General features: G+C 71.7%; 10 protein-coding genes and 1 pseudogene. 5 read left to right on the top strand and 6 right to left on the bottom strand.

The window, feature by feature from the left end:
• Positions 1 to 78: 78 nt before the first annotated feature.
• Positions 79 to 2,874 carry a phosphoenolpyruvate carboxylase gene (ppc, locus tag DMB66_RS40575; protein WP_125809440.1) on the bottom strand — a complete coding sequence of 932 codons (2,796 nt, stop codon included), beginning with the start codon at positions 2,872 to 2,874 and terminating at the stop codon, positions 79 to 81.
• A 244-nt stretch (positions 2,875 to 3,118) separates the two neighbouring features.
• Here ppc and DMB66_RS40580 point away from each other — a divergent pair, with 244 nt between their 5' ends.
• Positions 3,119 to 4,675: a lysyl oxidase family protein gene (locus DMB66_RS40580; RefSeq protein WP_233625196.1), complete on the top strand. Its 1,557-nt coding sequence runs from the start codon at positions 3,119 to 3,121 to the stop codon at positions 4,673 to 4,675.
• A 168-nt stretch (positions 4,676 to 4,843) separates the two neighbouring features.
• Positions 4,844 to 6,412 carry a lysyl oxidase family protein gene (locus DMB66_RS40585; protein ID WP_199752911.1) on the top strand — a complete coding sequence of 523 codons (1,569 nt, stop codon included), beginning with the start codon at positions 4,844 to 4,846 and terminating at the stop codon, positions 6,410 to 6,412.
• Between the two features lie 18 nt (positions 6,413 to 6,430).
• Here DMB66_RS40585 and DMB66_RS63010 read toward each other — a convergent pair whose 3' ends face one another.
• From DMB66_RS63010 to DMB66_RS40600, 5 genes and pseudogenes are all read right to left on the bottom strand, one after another.
• Entirely contained in the window at positions 6,431 to 7,504 is a 1,074-nt protein-coding gene (locus DMB66_RS63010) for a glycoside hydrolase family 6 protein (protein ID WP_199752912.1), read from the bottom strand.
• On the bottom strand, positions 7,504 to 7,584 hold the full coding sequence (locus DMB66_RS64480) for a galactose oxidase-like domain-containing protein (RefSeq protein ID WP_233625198.1): 81 nt from the start codon (positions 7,582 to 7,584) through the stop codon (positions 7,504 to 7,506). The genes DMB66_RS63010 and DMB66_RS64480 overlap by 1 nt, the downstream gene beginning before the upstream one ends.
• 64 nt (positions 7,585 to 7,648) lie before the next feature.
• Positions 7,649 to 9,454, bottom strand: a pseudogene (locus DMB66_RS66185) (galactose oxidase); the annotation flags it as partial.
• Entirely contained in the window at positions 9,451 to 11,229 is a 1,779-nt protein-coding gene (locus tag DMB66_RS40595; protein ID WP_125809442.1) for a glycosyltransferase family 2 protein, read from the bottom strand. The gene DMB66_RS40595 and the pseudogene DMB66_RS66185, both read right to left, overlap by 4 nt.
• A gap of 2 nt (positions 11,230 to 11,231) precedes the next feature.
• On the bottom strand, positions 11,232 to 13,028 hold the full coding sequence (locus DMB66_RS40600; protein WP_125809443.1) for an enoyl-CoA hydratase-related protein: 1,797 nt from the start codon (positions 13,026 to 13,028) through the stop codon (positions 11,232 to 11,234).
• Positions 13,029 to 13,218: 190 nt separating this feature from the next.
• On the opposite strand from DMB66_RS40600, the gene mfd reads away from it, so the two are divergent.
• From mfd to DMB66_RS40615, 3 genes are read left to right on the top strand one after another with little or no spacing between them, the layout of a single operon-like run.
• Positions 13,219 to 16,839 (top strand): transcription-repair coupling factor, encoded by a 3,621-nt coding sequence (mfd, locus tag DMB66_RS40605; RefSeq protein ID WP_125809444.1) that lies wholly within the window; start codon positions 13,219 to 13,221, stop codon positions 16,837 to 16,839.
• A gap of 56 nt (positions 16,840 to 16,895) precedes the next feature.
• Complete coding sequence (locus DMB66_RS40610) at positions 16,896 to 17,663, top strand: hypothetical protein (protein WP_125809445.1); 768 nt, start codon at positions 16,896 to 16,898, stop codon at positions 17,661 to 17,663.
• Positions 17,663 to 18,613: a MazG family protein gene (locus DMB66_RS40615; protein ID WP_125809446.1), complete on the top strand. Its 951-nt coding sequence runs from the start codon at positions 17,663 to 17,665 to the stop codon at positions 18,611 to 18,613. The genes DMB66_RS40610 and DMB66_RS40615 overlap by 1 nt, the downstream gene beginning before the upstream one ends.
• The last annotated feature ends 23 nt before the right edge of the window (positions 18,614 to 18,636 follow it).

Here is an 18,636-nt window from a genome sequence, read left to right on the forward strand (position 1 = left end):
GGGCCCGCGATGCGGGCCCGGCCGTCGATCGGTACGGGTTCATCTGGCGAACTTGCCTGGTTTCCGCCGCGGGTGGGCTCAGCCGGTGTTGCGCATCCCGGCCGCGATGCCGTTGACCGTGGTCAGCAGCGCCCGCTCCAGCGCCGTCGAATCCGACGGTGGGCGCCGTGCGCCCGGTGCTGTCGCCGGCTGCCGGTCGTCGTCGTTGAGCTCGCGGTATTGGCGCAGCAGCGCGACCTGCAGGTGGTGCAGCGGCTCCAGGTACGTGTCCCGGACGCCCAGCGTGCGGGACAGCTCCGGCGAGCCGGCCAGCAGCTCGTCCCGGCCGGTGATGGCCAGGATCTGCTCGACCGTCTTGGCGTATTCCTGCTCGATGGTGTCGAAGATGGGCTTCAGCTCGGCCGGCACCAGCGTCTCGACGTAGCGACGGGCGATGTTCAGGTCGGTCTTCGCCAGCATCATCTCCACGTTGGAGATGAACGTGCGGAAGAACTGCCAGTTCGCGTACATCTCGTGCAGGACATCCGTGTGGCCGGCCGCGCGGACCGCCGTCAGGCCGGTGCCCACGCCGAACCAGCCGGGCACGATCTGCCGGGTCTGGGTCCAGCCGAAGACCCACGGGATGGCCCGCAGGCCGCCCAGGCCGGCGTCCGCGTTCGGCCGCTTCGCCGGCCGGGAGCCGATGTTCAGCGCGCCCAGCAGCTCGGTCGGGGTCGCCGCCCAGAAGTACGCGGGCAGGTCCGGATTTTCGACCAGCGCCCGGTATGCCCCGTAGGCCGCCGCCGACGCGGTGTCCATCGCCCCGTCCCAGCGGGCCAGCGAGGTGAGATCGACCGACGGGGAGGTGTGCAGCAGCGTCGCCTGCAGCACCGCCGCCACGGTCAGCTCGAGGTTTTCCCGGGCCAGGGCCGGCAGCGTGTACTTGTCCGAGATGACCTCGCCCTGCTCGGTCACCTTGATCGCACCGTCCAGCGTGCCGTACGGCTGGGCCAGGATCGCCTCGTGCGTCGGGCCGCCGCCGCGGCCGACCGTGCCGCCGCGGCCGTGGAACAGCCGCAGCCGGACGCCGTGCCGGGCCGCCGCGTCGCGCAGCGCCCGCTGTGCCTTGTGGATCGACCACTGGCTGGTGGTGATCCCGGCCTCCTTGTTGCTGTCGGAATAGCCGAGCATGACCTCCTGCAGGTCGCCGCGGGCCCGCACGATCTCCCGGTATGCCGGGAGGGACAGCATCTCGTCCAGCAGGTCGCCACCGGCGTCCAGCTCGGCCGGGGTCTCCAGCAGCGGGACGATGCCGATCCGGGCCCGGCCGGTGTGGATGTCGATGAGGCCGGCCTCGCGGGCCAGCACCGCCGCGGCGAGCACGTCGTCCACGCCGAGAGTCATCGAGATGATGTACGACTCGATGACCTCCGCGCCGAACCGGTCCTGCGAGTCGCGGATCGTGTTGAACACGTCGAAGGTCTTGCGCGCCGAGTCGGTCAGCGGGGTGTCGTTGCTGGACAGCGGCCGCCGGCCGGTCAGCTCGGTGGCGAGCAGCTTGGTGCGGTCGGGCCGCTCCAGCGAGAGGTAGTCCTCGACCTCGCCGACCTGCGTGTACATCTGCGCCAGCACTTCGTGGTGCTTCTCGGCGTGCTCTCGGACGTCGAGAGTGGCGAGTTGCAGACCGAAGGCGGAGACCGTCCGGATCGCCGAGGCGACCGTGCCGACCGCGGTGAGCTGCCCCGAGTTGCGGGCCAGCGAGGCCCGGATCAGCTCGAGGTCGCCGATCAGCTCGTCGGTGCCCAGGTAGTCACGGCCGGGCACGTGGGCGGTGCCGCGGTGCAGCCGGTCGCGGGTGTTGGCGAGCTTGGCCTTGATGCAGCGGACCTTGAGCCGGTAGGGCTCCTCGGCGTTGGTGCGGCGGAACCGCGGCGCGACCTCGGCGAGCGCGTCGAGATCCTTGGCCAGGCTGGCGGAGAGATCGAGGGACACCCCGCGCAGGCGCCGGGAGACCGACAGCTCGTCGATCAGGGCGTCCATCGCCGCCTCGGTGGCCTGGATGCCGTGCTCGTGCTGGATGATCAGCACGTCGCGGGTGACGGCCGGGGTGACGAACGGGTTGCCGTCGCGGTCGCCGCCGATCCACGTGCCGAAGGTCAGCGGGCGCGACGTCGGTGAGGTCTCCACGCCGAGCTGGCGCAGCGTCTCGGCGAGATCGTCGAGCACCTGCGGGGCGGCGTCCGCGTACAGGTCCTTGAGGTAGTAGACCGCGTTGCGGGCCTCGTCGGTCGGGTCGGGCCGGTCCAGGCGCAGCTCGTCGGTCTGCCAGAGCAGGTCGATCAGCTCCGCGAAGCGGCGCGTGGAGGCCGTGGTGTCGGAGGCGCCGTACAGGATCGCGGCGCTGGCCTCGCCGTCCAGCGAGTCGGCGAGCCCTCGCAGCTTCGACAGGATCGAGCGGCGGGCGGCCTCGGTGGGGTGCGCGGTGAAGACCGGGCGCACCGCCAGCCGGCGGGCGGCGGCGGCGATCTCGTCGGCGGGGACCCCCTGCTCGGCGATGCGCTTGGCGGCCTGGTCCAGCCAGCCGCCGTTGCGGGCCCGGCGGCGGCGCAGGTCGCGGGCGCGGTGCACCTGCTCGGTGATGTTCGCCAGGTGGAAGTAGGTGGAGAACGCCCGGGCCAGCTTGGTGCCGGTGGTGACATCCATGGCGGCGAGGCGCTCGGCGGCGGCCGGAGCGTCGGCCCGGACCAGCGCACGGACCTCCTCGACCAGGTCGAGCAGGGGCTTGCCCTCCTGGCGGGCGAGCGTCTGGCCGAGCAGCGTGCCGATCCGCCGGATATCGGCGCGCAGCGCCGCGTCGGGGCTCTCGGGGTCGAGCTGGCCGTGCTGGTCTGTCATCGGAGCGCTCCTCAACGAAGGACTTGCATGGGCTTTCCGCCGCGGACTGGATCTGCATCGCGTGCGGAGGACAGCGCTGTCCCGACTTCGCCGATCGTATCGGTGCCCCGCCCCGCAGGGGTGCTTTGAGGCAAGTCTCATAGCCGCTTACGTCCGCTTCACGCCTGTTCGGATTACCTGTGCGAGACAAACCCTCTGGGGAGGAACAAGAATGCCAAGTAGGACCCGAATCATGGTGGCGGGCGTGGCCGTCACTGCCGTCGGCATGGCCGCCGCCGGCATGGGCGTGGCGAACGCCGCCGCCGCACCGCCGCCGCTGGCCCTCACCATGGCCACGCAGAACGTGCTCGCGGAGCGGTACGTCTATCAGGGCGAAGACGGGCAACAAGAGGTGTCCCTCAACCTCGACCTCGGCGTGTACGCCATCGCCGGGAAGAACGCGCTGGAGATCCGGGCGAAGCGCGCCTCCTACGCCAAGCCGATCACAGCCGAGCAGATCGTTGTCAAGAACGGCAAGAAGACGGCAGTGCGGCTGCCCGCCGGGATGGTCACCGGGTGGGGCGGTCTGAAGAACTTCACCACGGTCGTCCTCAAGAACGCCGCGGGCAAGCAGGTCGGCAGCTACCAGAACGACTTCTGCCCGAATGCCTACGAATCGGTCCGGACCCGGCGCGACGCGCCGGCGCAGACCCCCTATCCGCGGGGCTGTTCGGACGCTCCGTTCAACCTGGGTGCGGTGTGGGGCATCCAGGCCGGCTGGAACGCTCCCGTCGCCAGCCTGCCCCGGAGCGAGAGCTTCGACCTCGCGGAGGGCAAGTACACCGCGACCGTCACGGTCAACAAGAAGTACCGGGACCACTTCAAGATCACCGCGAAGAGCGGGACGCTGAAGCTCAACATCACGGTCAAGACCATCACGGTGACCGACGATGAGGAGTCGGCGGCGGCCGTGGCCCAGGTCAGGGCGGCTCGCGCGGGTGACGACCCGGCCCGGGCGGCAGCCGTCGGCGAGCACGGTGAGCACGCCGGCCAGGGCGACCCGGAGCTGCAGATCTCGGCCTACAAGCCGGGCTTCCGGCCGCCGGCGAAGCGGCCGAAGGCCGTCGCCGCGTCCCGCATCGCCAAGGGCCCGCGTCCGGACCTGCGCTCGCTGCCGGCCTGGGGGATCTCGCTGTCGCAGGAGGGCCGGAAGTCGTACGTCAACTTCGGGGCCACCGTGTGGAACGCCGGCACATCGCCGCTGCTGGTCGACGGCTTCCGCCGGACCGGCACCGAGCTGATGGACGCGTACCAGTACTTCTTCGACGCCAAGGGCAAGGAGGTCGGCTCGGTCGCGGCCGGCACCATGGAGTGGGACGCCCGCGAGGGGCACCGGCACTGGCACTTCACCGACTTCGCGCAGTACAACCTGCTCAAGGCGAACAAGAAGGTGGCCGTGCGCAGCGGCAAGGAGGCCTTCTGCCTGGCCAACACCGACGCGGTCGACTACACCATCCCGAACGCCAAGTGGCGCCCGGACAACACCGACCTGTCCAGCTCCTGCGGCCAGAACACCGCCGTCGCGGTGCGTGAGGTGCTCGACATCGGCGGCGGCGACACCTACTCGCAGGACCGGCCGGGCCAGTCCTTCGACATCACCAGCGTGCCGAACGGCACCTATTACATCGAGGTCAAGGCCAACCCGTCCAACAAGCTGGCCGAGCTGAGCACGAAGAACAACACCGCCCTTCGCAAGATCGTGATCGGCGGCACCGCGACCGCGCGCACCCTCAAGGTGCCCTCGGTCTACGGGCTCGACTGACCGTTCCACCCGCGACGCACACCCGGGCACCGGCTCCCGCTCTTGGGAGGCGGTGCCCGCGTGTATGTCCCCACCTGCGTGATTTGAGGTAGGTCTCATAGGTCCTTACGTCCGCTTCACTCCTTTCCGGTTTACCTGGGCGCAACACAGCCTCTGGGGAGGAAAAGCATGACAAGAAGGACCAGGATCCTGGTGGCCGGCGCCGTGGCCGCCACCGTCGGCGTGGCCGCCGGCGGGGTGGGCGTGGCGAACGCGGCCGCCGAACTGCCACCGCTGGCGCTGACGCTCGCCACCACCAGTGTGGTCGCCGAGCGGTACGTCTGGGACGAAGAGAGCTATCTGTTCTTCGACCTGGGCGTCAACGTGATCGCGGGCAAGGACCCGTTCGAGATCCGGGCGACCCGCAAGTCGTACGCCGACCCGATCGTCGCCAAGCAGATCGTGCTCAAGAACGGCAAGAAGCAGGAGGTGACGCTGCCGGCCGGGATGGTCACCGGGTGGCAGGGCCTCAAGGACTTCACCACGGTCAGCATCAAGAATCCCGCGGGCGCCGAGGTCGCGAACTACAAGACCGACTTCTGCCCGAATTCGTTCGAGTCGGCGCGGACCCGGCGGGACGCGCCCGCGCAGAACCCGTACCCGCGCGGCTGCTCGTACAACCCGTTCACCATCGGCGGGGTCTGGGGCATCCAGGCCGGCTGGAACGCCACCACCGACAGCATCCCGGCCACCGGCCAGTTCGACCTGGCCGACGGCGACTACACGGCGACCGTGACGGTGAACCAGACGTACCGGGACTACTTCAAGATCGCGGGCAGCTCCGCGATGAGCGTGAATCTCAAGGTCGAGACCATCGACCAAGGCGAGGGCGCGGCGGCCGTCAAGGCGAAGGTGCAGGCCGCCCGGGTGGGCGCGGACACCGCCGAGGCGGCGGCCGTCGCCGAGCACGGTGAGCACGCCAGCCAGGGCGACCCGGAGCTGCAGATCTCGGCCTACAAGCCGGGCTTCCGGCCGCCGGCGAAGCGGCCGAAGGCCGTCAAGGCCGCCAGCATCGCCAAGGGCCCGCGTCCGGACCTGCGTTCGCTGCCGGCCTGGGGCATCTCCCTGTCACAGGAGGGCGACAAGACCTATGTCGCCTTCGGCGCCACCGTCTGGAACGGGGGGACGTCGCCGCTACTGGTCGACGGTTTCCGGCAGACCGGCACCGACCTGATGGACGCGTACCAGTACTTCTTCGACGCCAGCGGCAAGGAGGTCGGCTCCGTCGCCGCCGGCACCATGGAATGGGACGCCCGCGACGGGCACCGGCACTGGCACTTCACCGACTTCGCGCAGTACAACCTGCTCAAGGCGGACCAGAAGGTGGCCGTGCGCAGCGGCAAGGAGGCCTTCTGCCTGGTCAACACCGACGCGGTCGACTACACCATCCCGAACGCCAAGTGGCGCCCGGACAACACCGACCTGTCCAGCTCCTGCGGCCAGAACACCGCCGTCGCGGTGCGTGAGGTGCTCGACATCGGTAGCGGCGACACCTACACGCAGAACCTGCCCGGCCAGTCCTTCGACATCACCGACCTGCCGAACGGCACCTACTACATCGAGGTCAAGGCCAACCCGTCCGACAGGCTGACCGAGCTGAGCACGACCAACAACTCCGCCCTGCGGAAGATCGTCCTGGGCGGCACGCCGACCGCGCGCACCCTTGAGGTGCCGCCGGTCAACGGCATCGAGGGCTGAATCTCGCCGGCCCCCGGCTCACGACCGGGGGCCGGCCAGGTCCAGGGCGTACTCCGGCCACCATTCGCCGGCCGGGGGAGCGCCGCCGCCGCAGGCGCCGTCGGACTCGCCCGGCCGTTTGATCCACAGGTACGCGTCGGCGAGCGGCACGCCGGTCCGGGTGGTCGGCGTCTCGCCGAGGGCCCGGCCGGGCGGGTTGCACCAGTGCCGGTCGCCGCCGCCCCGCTGGGCCGGCCCGTTGCCGTTGCGGCTGGTGTCCACGACGAAGTGCGCGCCGTCCAGCAGCGCGGAGAGTTTCCGGCCGTACGCGACGTTGTCCGCGGTCGTCTCGAAGTTGGCGACGTTGAGCGCGAAGCCGGCCGCCCGGGTGATGCCGGCCCGGCGCAGGGGGGCGGTCATCCGGGACGGCTCGATGATCCAGGTCGGATTGCCCGCGTCGAGGTAGACCAGCACGCCCGGGACCGCTCGCAGCGCGTCGACGGCCTCGGCGAGCAGGTCGTACCGCTCCTCCGTGGCCTCGGTGTCCAGGCAGCCCCGCACGGCCTGCGGAATCGCGTCGGGTTCGAGCACGATCAGCGCCCGGTGGCCGTGCAGGGCGCCGGCCATGGCCCGTACCCAGGCCCGGTAGGCGTCGGCACCGGCCGCGCCGCCGGCCGACTGCCCGGAGCAGTCCCGCTCCGGGATGTTGTAGAAGGTGAGCACGGGCAGCCGCCCGGCCGCGGTCGCGGCCGCGACCAGGCTCCGGGCCCGCTGCGCGTAGCCCGGTGCCTCGTCGGCGAACCAGGTCGCGGTCGGCTGGTCGGCGATCCGCCGGATGGCCGCGACGTCGGCGGTACGCCCGGCGCCCCGCCACGCCGCGATCTGGTTCACCGCCGCGCCGTTCGGGTCGACGTACAGCGGTTGTCCGGCCAGCCGCCCGGCGGCCCGGGCAGCGGGCATGCCCGACCGGCTGGCTGCCGGACCGAGCACGACGGGCGAGTCGGCGTCGCGCCGGGCGAGCACCAGGATAGCGGCTACGACCAGCACGAGGGCCAGCCCGGCCGCGGGCAGCGCCCAGCGGGACAGGCCCGGGCCGGGGCGTCTCCTCGACATCAGCGCACCCGGACCCAGCGGCCCGTCGACGGCACACCCCTGTCGTCGACGAGGAACAGCAGGTACCAGCCCGACGGCACGAGCCCCCTTGGCCTTCGGGATCGACAGCGCCACGCCGTTCGCCGCCGGCGTCACGTCCAGCGCGACCGACCGCTGATCCACGTCGGTGACGTGGGTGACGGCACTGGGCCGCAGCAGCCGGGCGGCGCGCACCCGACCGGCGTCCGGGGTGGCGAAGCCGACCGTCGTGCCACGCTGCACAGAGGACGGTCCGGCGCCGACGGTGGGCCGCCGGCCCTTGAAGAGGTACGGCGGGGAGTAGACCTCGATGCGCTGCTCGAAGGTGCCGGGGTCCTTGCCGGCCGGGTCGTAGAGCGGATCGCCGCCCATGGTGATGACCCGTCCGTCGGGCAGCAGCAGCGCCTCGGAGTGGTAATCGCGGCCGACCGTGGACTCCGCCACGGCCTCGAAACGGTTGCTCGCGGGCCGGTAGATCTGCGCGTTGAACAGGTCGCTGCGGGGCCGGCCCCGGTATTCGCCGCCGCGGTAGCCGGACGAGCCGCCGGTGGTCAGCACCGTGTCGTCGGGCAGCAGCACCGTGCTCAGGTACCGGGCCGGCTGCGGCAGGTCCGGCCCGGGCCGGTATCTGGGCGCCGCCTCGTCCAGGTCCGCGATGGCCGTACGCGGGGTGGACACGGCCGAATCGCCCACCTCGCCGCCGCCGAAGATCATCACCCGCTGGTCCTGCGCCGGCGGCAGCAGCACCGACGAACTCGTCTCGGTCAGCCGCGGATCGAGCAGGCCGGGCACCACCCGGAACCGGTTCGTCCCGAGGTCCCACAATCCGGGGGTGCGCCCGACGGTGTCCGAGCCGTAGCCGGAGTTGGCGCCCGAGAAGAACAGCCGCCCGTCCCGCATCAGGTGCAGCGCGGGATAGGTGGGAAAGACCCGCTTGAGCTTCGGCGCGTCGACCCAGCGCCGCTGGTCCTTGACGTACCGCTCGTTGTTGCCGGGCAGCATCCGGCCGAACTCGTCCAGCCCGGACACCGCGAGCACGTCACCGTTGGGCAGTTCGGCGAGCGTCGGATACCAGCGACTCTTGACCATGTCGCCGGTGCGGACGTACCGCTCGGTCCGCGGGTCGAACTCGTAGGACGTCTTGTCCCCGCCGTACTCCTGCTTCTCCCGGGTGATCTTGTCCGAGACGCCGTAGATGTTGCGCCGGTCCGGGCCCCGCAGGCCGGCGACCGCGTACTGGGCCGGGTGGTCCACCACCGCCGCGTCGCCCTCGGCCGCGGCGTCGACCCATACCTCGGCCTCGCCCGCGTGGGTCGCGACCTGCGCGCCGTGCTTCATCGCGGTCGCCGCCGGCACGGTCACGTCGGCGCGGGTCAGGTAGGACTGGCCGGTCGCGCCGGTCAGCCTGGTGCCCTTCCGCAATACCCGGGGGCCGCCGGCCGGCGACTCGTTCTTGATCTTCATGACGCCGGCGGCGTGCGTGATGTTCTTCGCCAGCACCTCGTACGATTTCGTCCCACCCGCGACCAGCAGGTTGCCGTTGGGCAGGAAGGTGTGCCCGGCACAGAACACGTCCGTCGGCGTGGGCACCTCGCTGAACGTGTCGCGCCCGGGGTCGTACAGCACCGAGCGGAAGGTGCCGGCCTCGAAATCCTTCCGGTTGTTGCCGCTGCCCGCCACGATCAGTACCTTGCCGGTGTTCAGCAGGGCCGCGTGGATGGCGTTGACCCGGAAGGCGGCCGGCACCGGCAGCTGCGCCCAGTGGCCGTACCGCTGTTTGTAGGAGTCGCGGTTGATGGTGAAGTCGTGCAGCGCGGCCGAGCCGAACGCCACCACCGGCTGGTTGACGAAGACGAGCAGGCCCAGGACGGCGAGGCCGATCAGGCCGCTCAGCAGGCGGCGCGGCAGCGACGGGCGGGGGCGGGGCTTCATGCGGGGGACTCCACGGGGTCGGCGGCGGACTTCTCCTGCGGGGTGCCGGACGACGGCGGTGCCGCCCGGCGGCGCCGGTGTTCCTGGCCGGCCCAGATCGCGGGCGGCAGCAGGCAGATGACCAGGTTGAGGCTGGGCCACAGCCACATCGTGCCGTCGACGTGCCCGCCGATCGGCGCGCAGGCGAGCAGCACCAGATAGAAGGCCGCCCAGCGCAGGCCGGGCCCGAACGTCAGCAACCGGTCCGGGCTGGCCGAGTCGCCCTTCGGCGTCACCACGAAGCCGGTCTGCCGGCGCAGCAATGAGCTCAGGTACGAGGACACGTACACCGGCGTGGACAATGTGGATATCAGCATGCCGGTGAACCCGGACGAGCCGGCGTCCTCGTGCGGGCTGGTGTTGTGCCGGCGGTTCCACAGGTACAGCCCGACCTGGAACAGGGCGGCGTCCACATAGAACATCAGCCACACCTCCTGCGGCACCTGCACGCCCTTGGCGCCGAGCACCAGATAGCAGACGGCGTTGACCGCGCCGAGCAGCCACGCCAGCGCGGTCAGCGGGTAGTAGGACATCAGCAGCGCGTAGTGCAGCGCCCGGCGGAACCCCAGCCGCCACAGGAACCTGGCGAACGAGGTGACGAGGACCTCGTTCGTGCCGCGCGACCACCGGTGCTGCTGGGTGAAGTAGTCGGTCCACGACGACGGGCCCTCGCCGACGGCGAGCACGTCCGGGGTGTAGACCGAGCGCCAGCGCTTGCCGGAGCCCGGATTGCGGGCGCTGTGCAGCACCAGGCTGGTGGCCATGTCCTCGGTGATGGAGTCCTGCAGGCCGCCGATGCCGCGCAGCGCCGAGATGCGCACCGCGTTGTTGGTGCCGACCAGCATCGAGACGCCGAGCCGGTTGCCGGCCCGCTGCAGCAACGAATGGAACAGGTACTGCTGGGACTCGGCCCAGCGGGTCACCACGTTGTCGTAGTTGCCGTAGATCTGCGGGCCGACCACGAAAGCGACGTCTGGATCGCGGAAGTAGCCCAGCAGCCGCTCGCAGAAGTTGGGCATCGGCACGTGGTCGGGGTCGACCGAGACGAACACGTCGTACTCCGTGCCGTGGTCGCTGACCCAGGAGTTGTAGTTGCCGTGCTTGGTCTTCGCCTTGAAGGCGCCGGTCTCGGTGTTGTACTGCGCCCGGCCGCGCCGGCTGAAGTGCCGCACGCCGATCCGCGCGCACATCGCCTTGACCTCGTCGTTGTCGCCCTCGTCGAGCAGCCAGACGTCGTAGCGGCCGGGGTGGCGGATGGCCCGGGCCGCGCGCAGCGTGCGCTCGACCATCGCGACCGGTTCCTTGCCCGGCACGATGGTGGTGAGGAACGCGACCCGCAGGTCGCGGTCCGGCACCATCGGCACCGGGTCCCGGGCCCAGAGCGTGGCCAGGCACAACGTGACCACGTTGAGCAGCCGGAACAGCTCGATCAGCGTGGTCGACACGATCATCACGACGGTGGCGGCGTAGAGCCAGGTGCGCGAGCCGGCGGCGGGGAGCTCGATCGAGGAGACCAGCCAGGCGAGGAACGTGCTCTCGAAGGCGAAGGCGAACAGGGTGATCAGGACGGTGGTCAGCGGCCTGCGCCGGGCCAGCGGGCGCATCCTGACCCGGTTCGGGCCCGGACCGGGAACCTCCGCGGGGCCGGCGAGCACGCTGTAGCCGCTGTACTCGTACCGGCCGGGCAGCAGGGCGGTGGGGGCGTTCAGAACCCGCGCGAGGCTGGGGTCACTCATCCTCAGGCGGACAGCGGCACAGCGGAGCGGACCCGCACCTGGGTATCGGCCGCGCTGTCGCCGGTGGCGCGCGACACGTTGAGCCGGCGCGGGCGGGCGGCGGCCTGCTCGGCGCGCGGAGCCGGCAGCAGGCGGGCCGGTGTCGCGGCCGGCCGGGTCTTGCTGACGAACGCCCGGCGGGCGGCGGCGAAGCCGGACCGGTCGCCGAACATGTCGCTGCTCATCTCCGCGAGTTCGCGTGCCTCGTACACGTCCAGCGGCACCCGTTCGGCGGCGAGCCGCTGGGCCTTCGCCGACTGACGACGGCGGGCGTCGCGGGCGTCCGCGAGCCGGGCGGCGAGCGCGGTCAGCCACTCGGCGTACGCCTCGGGGTGGCGGGGGCCGACCTCGTCGATCAGGCCCAGCGAGGCCGCCTGCTCGACGCTGACCGGCAGCTTCGCGTCGATCAGCCGTTGGGCGGCCTCCGGCCCGACCCGCCGGGGGAGGGTGAACGTGTGCAGCTCGGAGCCGTACAGGCCGATGTCGTAGTAGGGGTTCAGCACGGTGCCCCGGCGGGCCGCCACGATGTCGGCGCCGAGGCCGAGCATCACGCCGCCGGCGCCGGCGCTGCCCGCGTACGCGGCCACCACGACCTGCCGGGTGCAGGAGATGATCTCGCGGCACACCGCGTTGATGGCCTTGATGTTCGCCCAGGCCGCGGCGGCCGGGTCGGCGGCGGCGTCCACCGCCGCGAGGTGGATGCCGTTGCTGAACGCGTCGGTGCCGCTGCGTAGCACCAGCACCCGGGTGTCCTGGAGCGTCGCGTACCGCAGCGCGGCCAGCAGCCGGCGGCAGTGCCCGGTCGACATCGCGCCGTTGTAGAAGTCGAAGGCCAGCCAGCCGACCGGCCCGGCCCGGCGGTACCGCACCTGCCGGTACGAGGGCACCTCCGGCTCCGTGCCCGGCGGCAGCGGCGAGTCGGGTACGCCGCGCAGCCGCTTGCCGAGCAGGGTGGTGGCCGGCAGCTTGACCCGGTCGGGGTGGGCCGCGTCGCGCAGGTTGCCGAGCCAGAGGCTGCTGTCCCCGGTGGCCACGAGCACGGCACCCTGGCGGCGGCTGAGCACCATGCCGGGGCGGGCGCCGCGGCCCGGCCCGGTGTGCGCGTCGTAGGCGAAGACCTCCAGTCCGGCGACCGTGGTCCGTACCCCGGGAGCGCCGTCGGCCGCGCGGATCCGCCGCAGGATCTGCTCGCCGGGCTGGGACCAGTCGAAGGCGCGGTCGGCCTGCCGCATGGCGGGCCGCGGCCGGGCGCCCTGCACCTCGATGGTCATCTCGGCGGCGGCCACCGGGCGGAACGCCGGGTCGGCGGCCTTGGCGAGGACCTCGAAGAGGCATTCCATGGTCGCGTCGGCGACCGGTCCGTTGTAGAGCGAGGACTTGCGCGGTGCGGCGGCGGGCATCGGAAAGGTCCGGGTGGCCCAGACCGGCCCCGCGTCCATCTCCTCGACGGCCTGCAGGGCGGTGACTCCCCAGGTGGGGGTGCCCTCGGTGATCGCCCAGTCCAGCGACGACGGCCCGCGGTCGCCGACCGGCCCGGGATGGATGATCACCGTGCGGTGCCGGCGCCAGACCTGGGCGGGGACCCGGTCCCTGAGGTACGGGCACAGGATCAACTCGGGCTCGGCTGCGGCTACCGCGTCGATGACCTCCTGGTCACCGGTGGCGAGCAGCACACCGACGTCATGGCCCGCCTCCCGCAGCGCGCACCAGGCCCGCTGGCTCAGACCGTTGAACGCCGACACGAGCAGCAGAACCCGCACATTGCCTCCCCAGACAATTCCCCCAACGATCAATGGGCAGTCTTTGCCACCCGTTTGCCGGTATGTCGGACATGCTGTCCGATAGCGGTCCGTCGTCCCGAGGATGTCGGTCGGCGGACTAAGCTTGGGGCATACCCCCCGTCCAACTGGCGTCGGGGGTTTTCGATGTGCCTCCTCGGGAGTCTTTCTCATGCAACTCAGTGGCCTGATCCCGGCCGCCCTGCGTGACCGCGGGCTGGCCCGGGCCCGCGATCTGGCCCACAAGGGCGGGGCCGACTCCGACGCCCTCGACCTCACCGCGCCGGCCTCGCTGCGCCCGTTCATCGTGGCCGCCGTCGCCGGCCCGGCCGAGTCCGGTGGCGCCGGGCGCCCGGTGCTCGCCGTGACCGCGACCAGCCGGGAGGCCGACGACCTGGCCGAGGCGCTCGGCTGCCTCATCTCGCCCGACCGCGTCGCCGTCTTCCCCTCGTGGGAGACGCTGCCGCACGAACGCCTCTCGCCCCGCTCCGACACCGTCGGGCGCCGGCTGGCCGTGCTGCGCCGCCTCGCCCACCCCGGCGCCGTCGGCGGCGAGCCGGTCCAGGTGGTCGTCGCGCCGGTCCGCAGCCTGCTGCAGCCCCAGCTCAAAGGCCTCGGCGACCTGGAGCCGGTGGAGCTGCACACCGGCGGCGCCGCCGAGCTCGAGACGGTCGCGCGCCGGCTCACCGACATGGCGTACGCCCGGGTCGACCTGGTCACCAAGCGCGGCGAGTTCGCCGTGCGCGGCGGCATCCTCGACGTCTTCCCGCCCACCGACGAGCACCCGTCCCGGGTCGAGTTCTGGGGCGACGACGTGGAGGAGATCCGCACCTTCGCCGTCGCCGACCAGCGCACCATCTCCGAGGTCCAGCGGCTCTGGGCGCCGCCCTGCCGCGAGCTGCTGCTCACCCCGCAGGTGCGCGCCCGCGCCGCCGAGCTGGCCGAGCAACACCCGGAGATCGGCGAGATCCTGGACAAGCTGGCCGAGGGCATCCCGGTCGAGGGCATGGAGTCGCTGGCGCCCGCGCTGGTGGGCGACTCGGATGCGATGGAGCTGCTGATCGACTGCATGCCGCGAGGCACGCACGTGCTGCTCTGCGACCCCGAGCGGATCCGCACCAGGGCGCACGACCTGACCCGCACCTCGGACGAGTTCCTGGAGGCCAGCTGGGCCGCGGCCGCGGTCGGCGGCCAGGCCCCGATCGACGTCGGCGCCGCCGCGTTCAAGACCCTCGCCGACGTCCGCGCCCACGCCGCGGTCCTGCACCAGCCATGGTGGACGGTCTCGCCCTTCGGCCTGGCCGACGCCGCTCCGGCAGAGTCCGAGACGCCGTGGCTGGAGACCCCCGCGGTGGAGGTGTCGCCCGACCTCGGCGACGCCATCGCGCTGACTGCCCAGCCCGTCGCGCTCTACCACGGCGACACCGCCAAGCTCGCCGCCGACCTGCGGCAGTGGGCCGGCGAGCAGTGGGCGATCGCGCTGGTCTTCGAGGGCCACGGCACCGCACAGCGGGCCACCGAGCTGCTGCGCGACGCCGGCCTCGGCGTCACCCCGGTCGACGCCATCCCCGCCGCGATCGAGCCGGGCCAGCTCCTGGTGACCTGCGGCGGGCTCAACCACGGCTTCGTCGACGAGGGCTCCCGGCTCGCGATCATCACCGGCAACGACATCACCGGCGGCCGCGGCGCGTCCACGAAGGACATGCGCAAGCTGCCCAGCCGGCGGCGCAACACCATCGACCCGCTGGAGCTCAAGCCCGGCGACCACGTCGTGCACGAGCAGCACGGCATCGGCAAATACGTCGAGCTTGTGCAGCGCACGGTCAACGGCGCCGAGCGCGAATACATGGTCATCGAATATGCGGCCAGCAAGCGCGGCCAGCCCGGCGACCGGCTCTTCGTCCCCACCGACCAGCTCGACCAGCTCTCCCGCTACGTCGGCGGTGAGTCGCCCACGCTGCACAAGATGGGCGGCTCCGAGTGGCAGAAGAGCAAGGCCCGGGCCCGCAAGGCCGTCCGCGAGATCGCGGCCCAGCTCATCCAGCTGTACGCGGCCCGGCAGGCCTCCAAGGGACACGCGTTCGGACCGGACACCCCGTGGCAGCGTGAGCTCGAGGACGCCTTCCCGTACACCGAGACCCCCGACCAGATGGCGGCGATCATCGATGTCAAGCAGGACATGGAGCTCGCCGTCCCGATGGACAGGCTGATCTGCGGCGACGTCGGCTACGGCAAGACCGAGATCGCGGTCCGGGCGGCGTTCAAGGCGGTGCAGGACGGCAAGCAGGTCGCCATCCTGGTGCCGACCACCCTGCTCGCCCAGCAGCACTACAACACGTTCGCCGAGCGGATGAGCCAGTTCCCGGTGACGATCAAGCAGCTCTCCCGGTTCCAGACGCCGAAGGAGGCCACCCAGACGCTGGAGGAGGCCGCCAACGGCACCGCCGACATCGTCATCGGCACCCACCGGCTGCTGGCCGCGGCGACCCGCTTCAAGAGCCTCGGCATGGTCATCGTCGACGAGGAGCAGCGCTTCGGCGTCGAGCACAAGGAGCAGCTCAAGACGCTGCGGGCGTCCGTGGACGTGCTGACCATGTCCGCCACGCCGATCCCGCGCACCCTGGAGATGGCGATCACCGGCATCCGCGAGATGTCCACCATCGCCACCCCGCCCGAGGAGCGGCATCCGGTGCTGACCTTCGTCGGGGCGCACGACGACAAGCAGGTGGCCGCGGCCGTCCACCGCGAGTTGCTCCGCGACGGCCAGGTCTTCTACCTGCACAACCGGGTCGAGTCCATCGACCGGGCGGCCCGCCGGCTGCGCGAGCTGGTGCCCGAGGCGCGGATCGCCGTCGCGCACGGGCAGATGAGCGAGGAAGCCCTGGAGAAGGTGATGGTCGGCTTCTGGGAGAAGGACTTCGACGTCCTGGTCTGCACGACCATCGTCGAGTCCGGCATCGACATCCCGAACGCCAACACCCTCATCGTCGAGCGTGCCGACCTGCTCGGCCTCTCCCAGCTGCACCAGATCCGCGGCCGGGTCGGCCGCGGCCGCGAGCGCGCGTACGCGTACTTCCTCTACCCGCGGGAGAAGCCGCTCACCGAGACCGCCCACGAGCGGCTGGCGACCATCGCCCAGCACACCGAGCTCGGCGCGGGCATGTACGTGGCGATGAAGGACCTCGAGATCCGCGGCGCCGGCAACCTGCTCGGCGGCGAGCAGTCCGGCCACATCGAGGGTGTCGGCTTCGACCTGTACGTGCGGATGGTCGGCGAGGCGGTCAGCGCCTTCAAGGGCGAGCGGCCCGAGGAGGAGCCCGAGGTCAAGGTCGACCTGCCGATCGACGCGCACCTGCCGACCGACTACATCGCGGTGGAGCGGCTGCGCCTGGAGATGTATCGCAAGCTCGCCGAGGCCCGCGACAACGCGCGTCTGGACGAGGTCGTGGCCGAGATGACGGACCGCTACGGCGAGCCGCCGACCCACGTCGCCAACCTGATCGCGGTGGCCAGGTTCCAGCTGGTGGCCCGCGCGTACGGCCTCACCGACGTCTCCGTGCAGGGCAAGCACCTGCGGTTCTCGCCGCTGCCGCTGCCCGATTCGAAGCAGATGCGGCTCAAGCGCTACCACCCGGACGCGGTATACAAGACCACCAACGACCAGGTCAGCGTGCCCCGGCCGACGACCCGCCGGGTGGGCGGCGAGCCGCTGCGCGACCAGGCTCTGCTGCAGTGGTGCGCCCAGCTCCTGAAGGACGTGCTGGGTGAGGTTCCGGCCCCGGTGTCGGCATGATCCGATTTCCGGGGGCGGGCGGCGTAGGTCACATCGCCCGTGAGAGAGTCATCCCCATGCAGCGTGCCCGCCGACTAGCATCCACCGCCGTCGTCGCCGCCCTCGCGGTGAGCGGCTTGTCCGCCTGCCGTGCGGAGCCCGGCGTGGCCGCATATCTCGGCGATGGCAAGACGATCACCGATTCCCAGGTCGCGCGCATCTACGACGAGGCCCGCGACGAGCTGACCAAGTCCCGCGCGCAGGTGCAGCAGCAGGACACGACCGGTGCCTCGGCCTCGGCCGTCGCGCCGGTGCAGGTGCCGTTCAAGCAGAAGGACGTGCTGAACGCCCTGCTCACCGTCGAGGTGCTGGAGCGGGCGGCGGCGGCCAAGAGCGTGCAGCCGGCCACGGAGCCCACGGTCGAGCAGGTCGCCCAGGCTTCCAACTTCTCCGCCGGCTGGGAATACACCAAGCTCTACGCCCGCACGTTCCAGCTGCGGGCGGCGCTGCTGCCAAAGGTGACCCCGGCCGCGCTCACCGACGCCGACCTGCGCCCGGTCTACGAGCGGCTGCTGGCCGGCAGCGGGAGCGACGCGACGCCGTACGACCAGTTCAAGAGCCAGCTCTCGGACGAGAACGAGAAGGCGCTGCAGCAGAGCATCGGCCTGCGCAACGAGCTGGCCAAGATCGTCGAGGAAGACGACGTCAAGCTGAACCCCCGCTTCGGCGACCAGCAGCTGGTGCTGTTGTCGGCGCAGGCCGGCGAGAAGGACGTACCGCTGGTCGAGGTCTCGTTCGCCGGCGCCGACGCGTCCGAGGCCCCGTTCGTCACCGACGTCTCCTGATGGCCCCAGCCGGGCGCATCGTCCTGCTGGTCACGTCCCCGCGGCTGCCGGCCGGCCTGCTGACCGCCGAGGCCTGGGATCTGCTGCGCGCCCACCCGGTCTACACGCCCGCCGCGAGCGACCAGGCGGACGCGCTGCGCTCCTCCGGCATCACCGTCACCGTGGTCGAGCCCGACCCGGAAACGCTCATCGCGGCGCTGGCCACCCACGAAACGGTGATCTGGCTGGCCGGCGCGGCCGGCGACGAGGACTTCGCCCGGCGGCTGGGTCTGCGCCTGGCCCGCGAGCCAGCCCTGGCCGAGCTGGAGCTCTGCTACGGCTCGTGGGACCCGCCGGGCGCCCGGCTGCTCGACGCGGTGGCGGTGATGGACCGGCTCGCCTCGCCCGGCGGCGACCCGTGGAAGCGACAGCAGACCCACTCGAGCCTGGCGCAGTACCTGCTGGAGGAGAGCTACGAGGCGTACGACGCGATCGTGGCCGGCGACCTGGCAGCGCTGCGCGAGGAGCTCGGCGACGTGCTGCTGCAGGTGGTGCTGCACGCCAGGCTCGCGGAGGACCTCCCGGAGGACGAACGGTGGAGCGTCGACGACGTGGCCGGCGGCCTGGTGGAGAAGATGGTCCGCCGCAACCCGCACGTCTTCGCGGGGGAACAGGTCGACGGCGTCGAGGACATCATCGACAACTGGGAACGCATCAAGAAGGCGGAGAAGGCCCGCGACTCGGTCCTGGACGGGATCGCCCTGAGCCAGCCGGCGCTGTCGCTGGCGGCGAAGATCCTGCAGCGTGCGGAGCGGGCCGGAGTGGCGGTGCCGCTGCCGCCGGGCGCCGGGCTCGGCCCGACGCTGCTGCGGCTGGTCGCGGACGCGCGCTCGCAGGGCCTCGACCCGGAGTCCGCCCTGCGCCAGGCGGCGCTGGAGCTGGCGGCCGAGATCCGCAAGGCCGAGGGCTGAGGCACCGCCGCCCGGCCTGGGGT

The sequence above is a fragment of the Actinoplanes sp. ATCC 53533 genome (genome assembly GCF_003947245.1).

Coding starts and splice junctions, on each gene's coding strand:
- ppc (WP_125809440.1), bottom strand. CDS start 2,874: ATGACAGACCAGCACGGCCAGCTCGACCCCGAGAGCCCCGACGCGGCG.
- DMB66_RS40585 (WP_199752911.1), top strand. CDS start 4,844: ATGACAAGAAGGACCAGGATCCTGGTGGCCGGCGCCGTGGCCGCCACC.
- DMB66_RS63010 (WP_199752912.1), bottom strand. CDS start 7,504: ATGTCGAGGAGACGCCCCGGCCCGGGCCTGTCCCGCTGGGCGCTGCCC.
- DMB66_RS40595 (WP_125809442.1), bottom strand. CDS start 11,229: ATGAGTGACCCCAGCCTCGCGCGGGTTCTGAACGCCCCCACCGCCCTG.
- mfd (WP_125809444.1), top strand. CDS start 13,219: ATGCAACTCAGTGGCCTGATCCCGGCCGCCCTGCGTGACCGCGGGCTG.
- DMB66_RS40610 (WP_125809445.1), top strand. CDS start 16,896: ATGCAGCGTGCCCGCCGACTAGCATCCACCGCCGTCGTCGCCGCCCTC.
- DMB66_RS40615 (WP_125809446.1), top strand. CDS start 17,663: ATGGCCCCAGCCGGGCGCATCGTCCTGCTGGTCACGTCCCCGCGGCTG.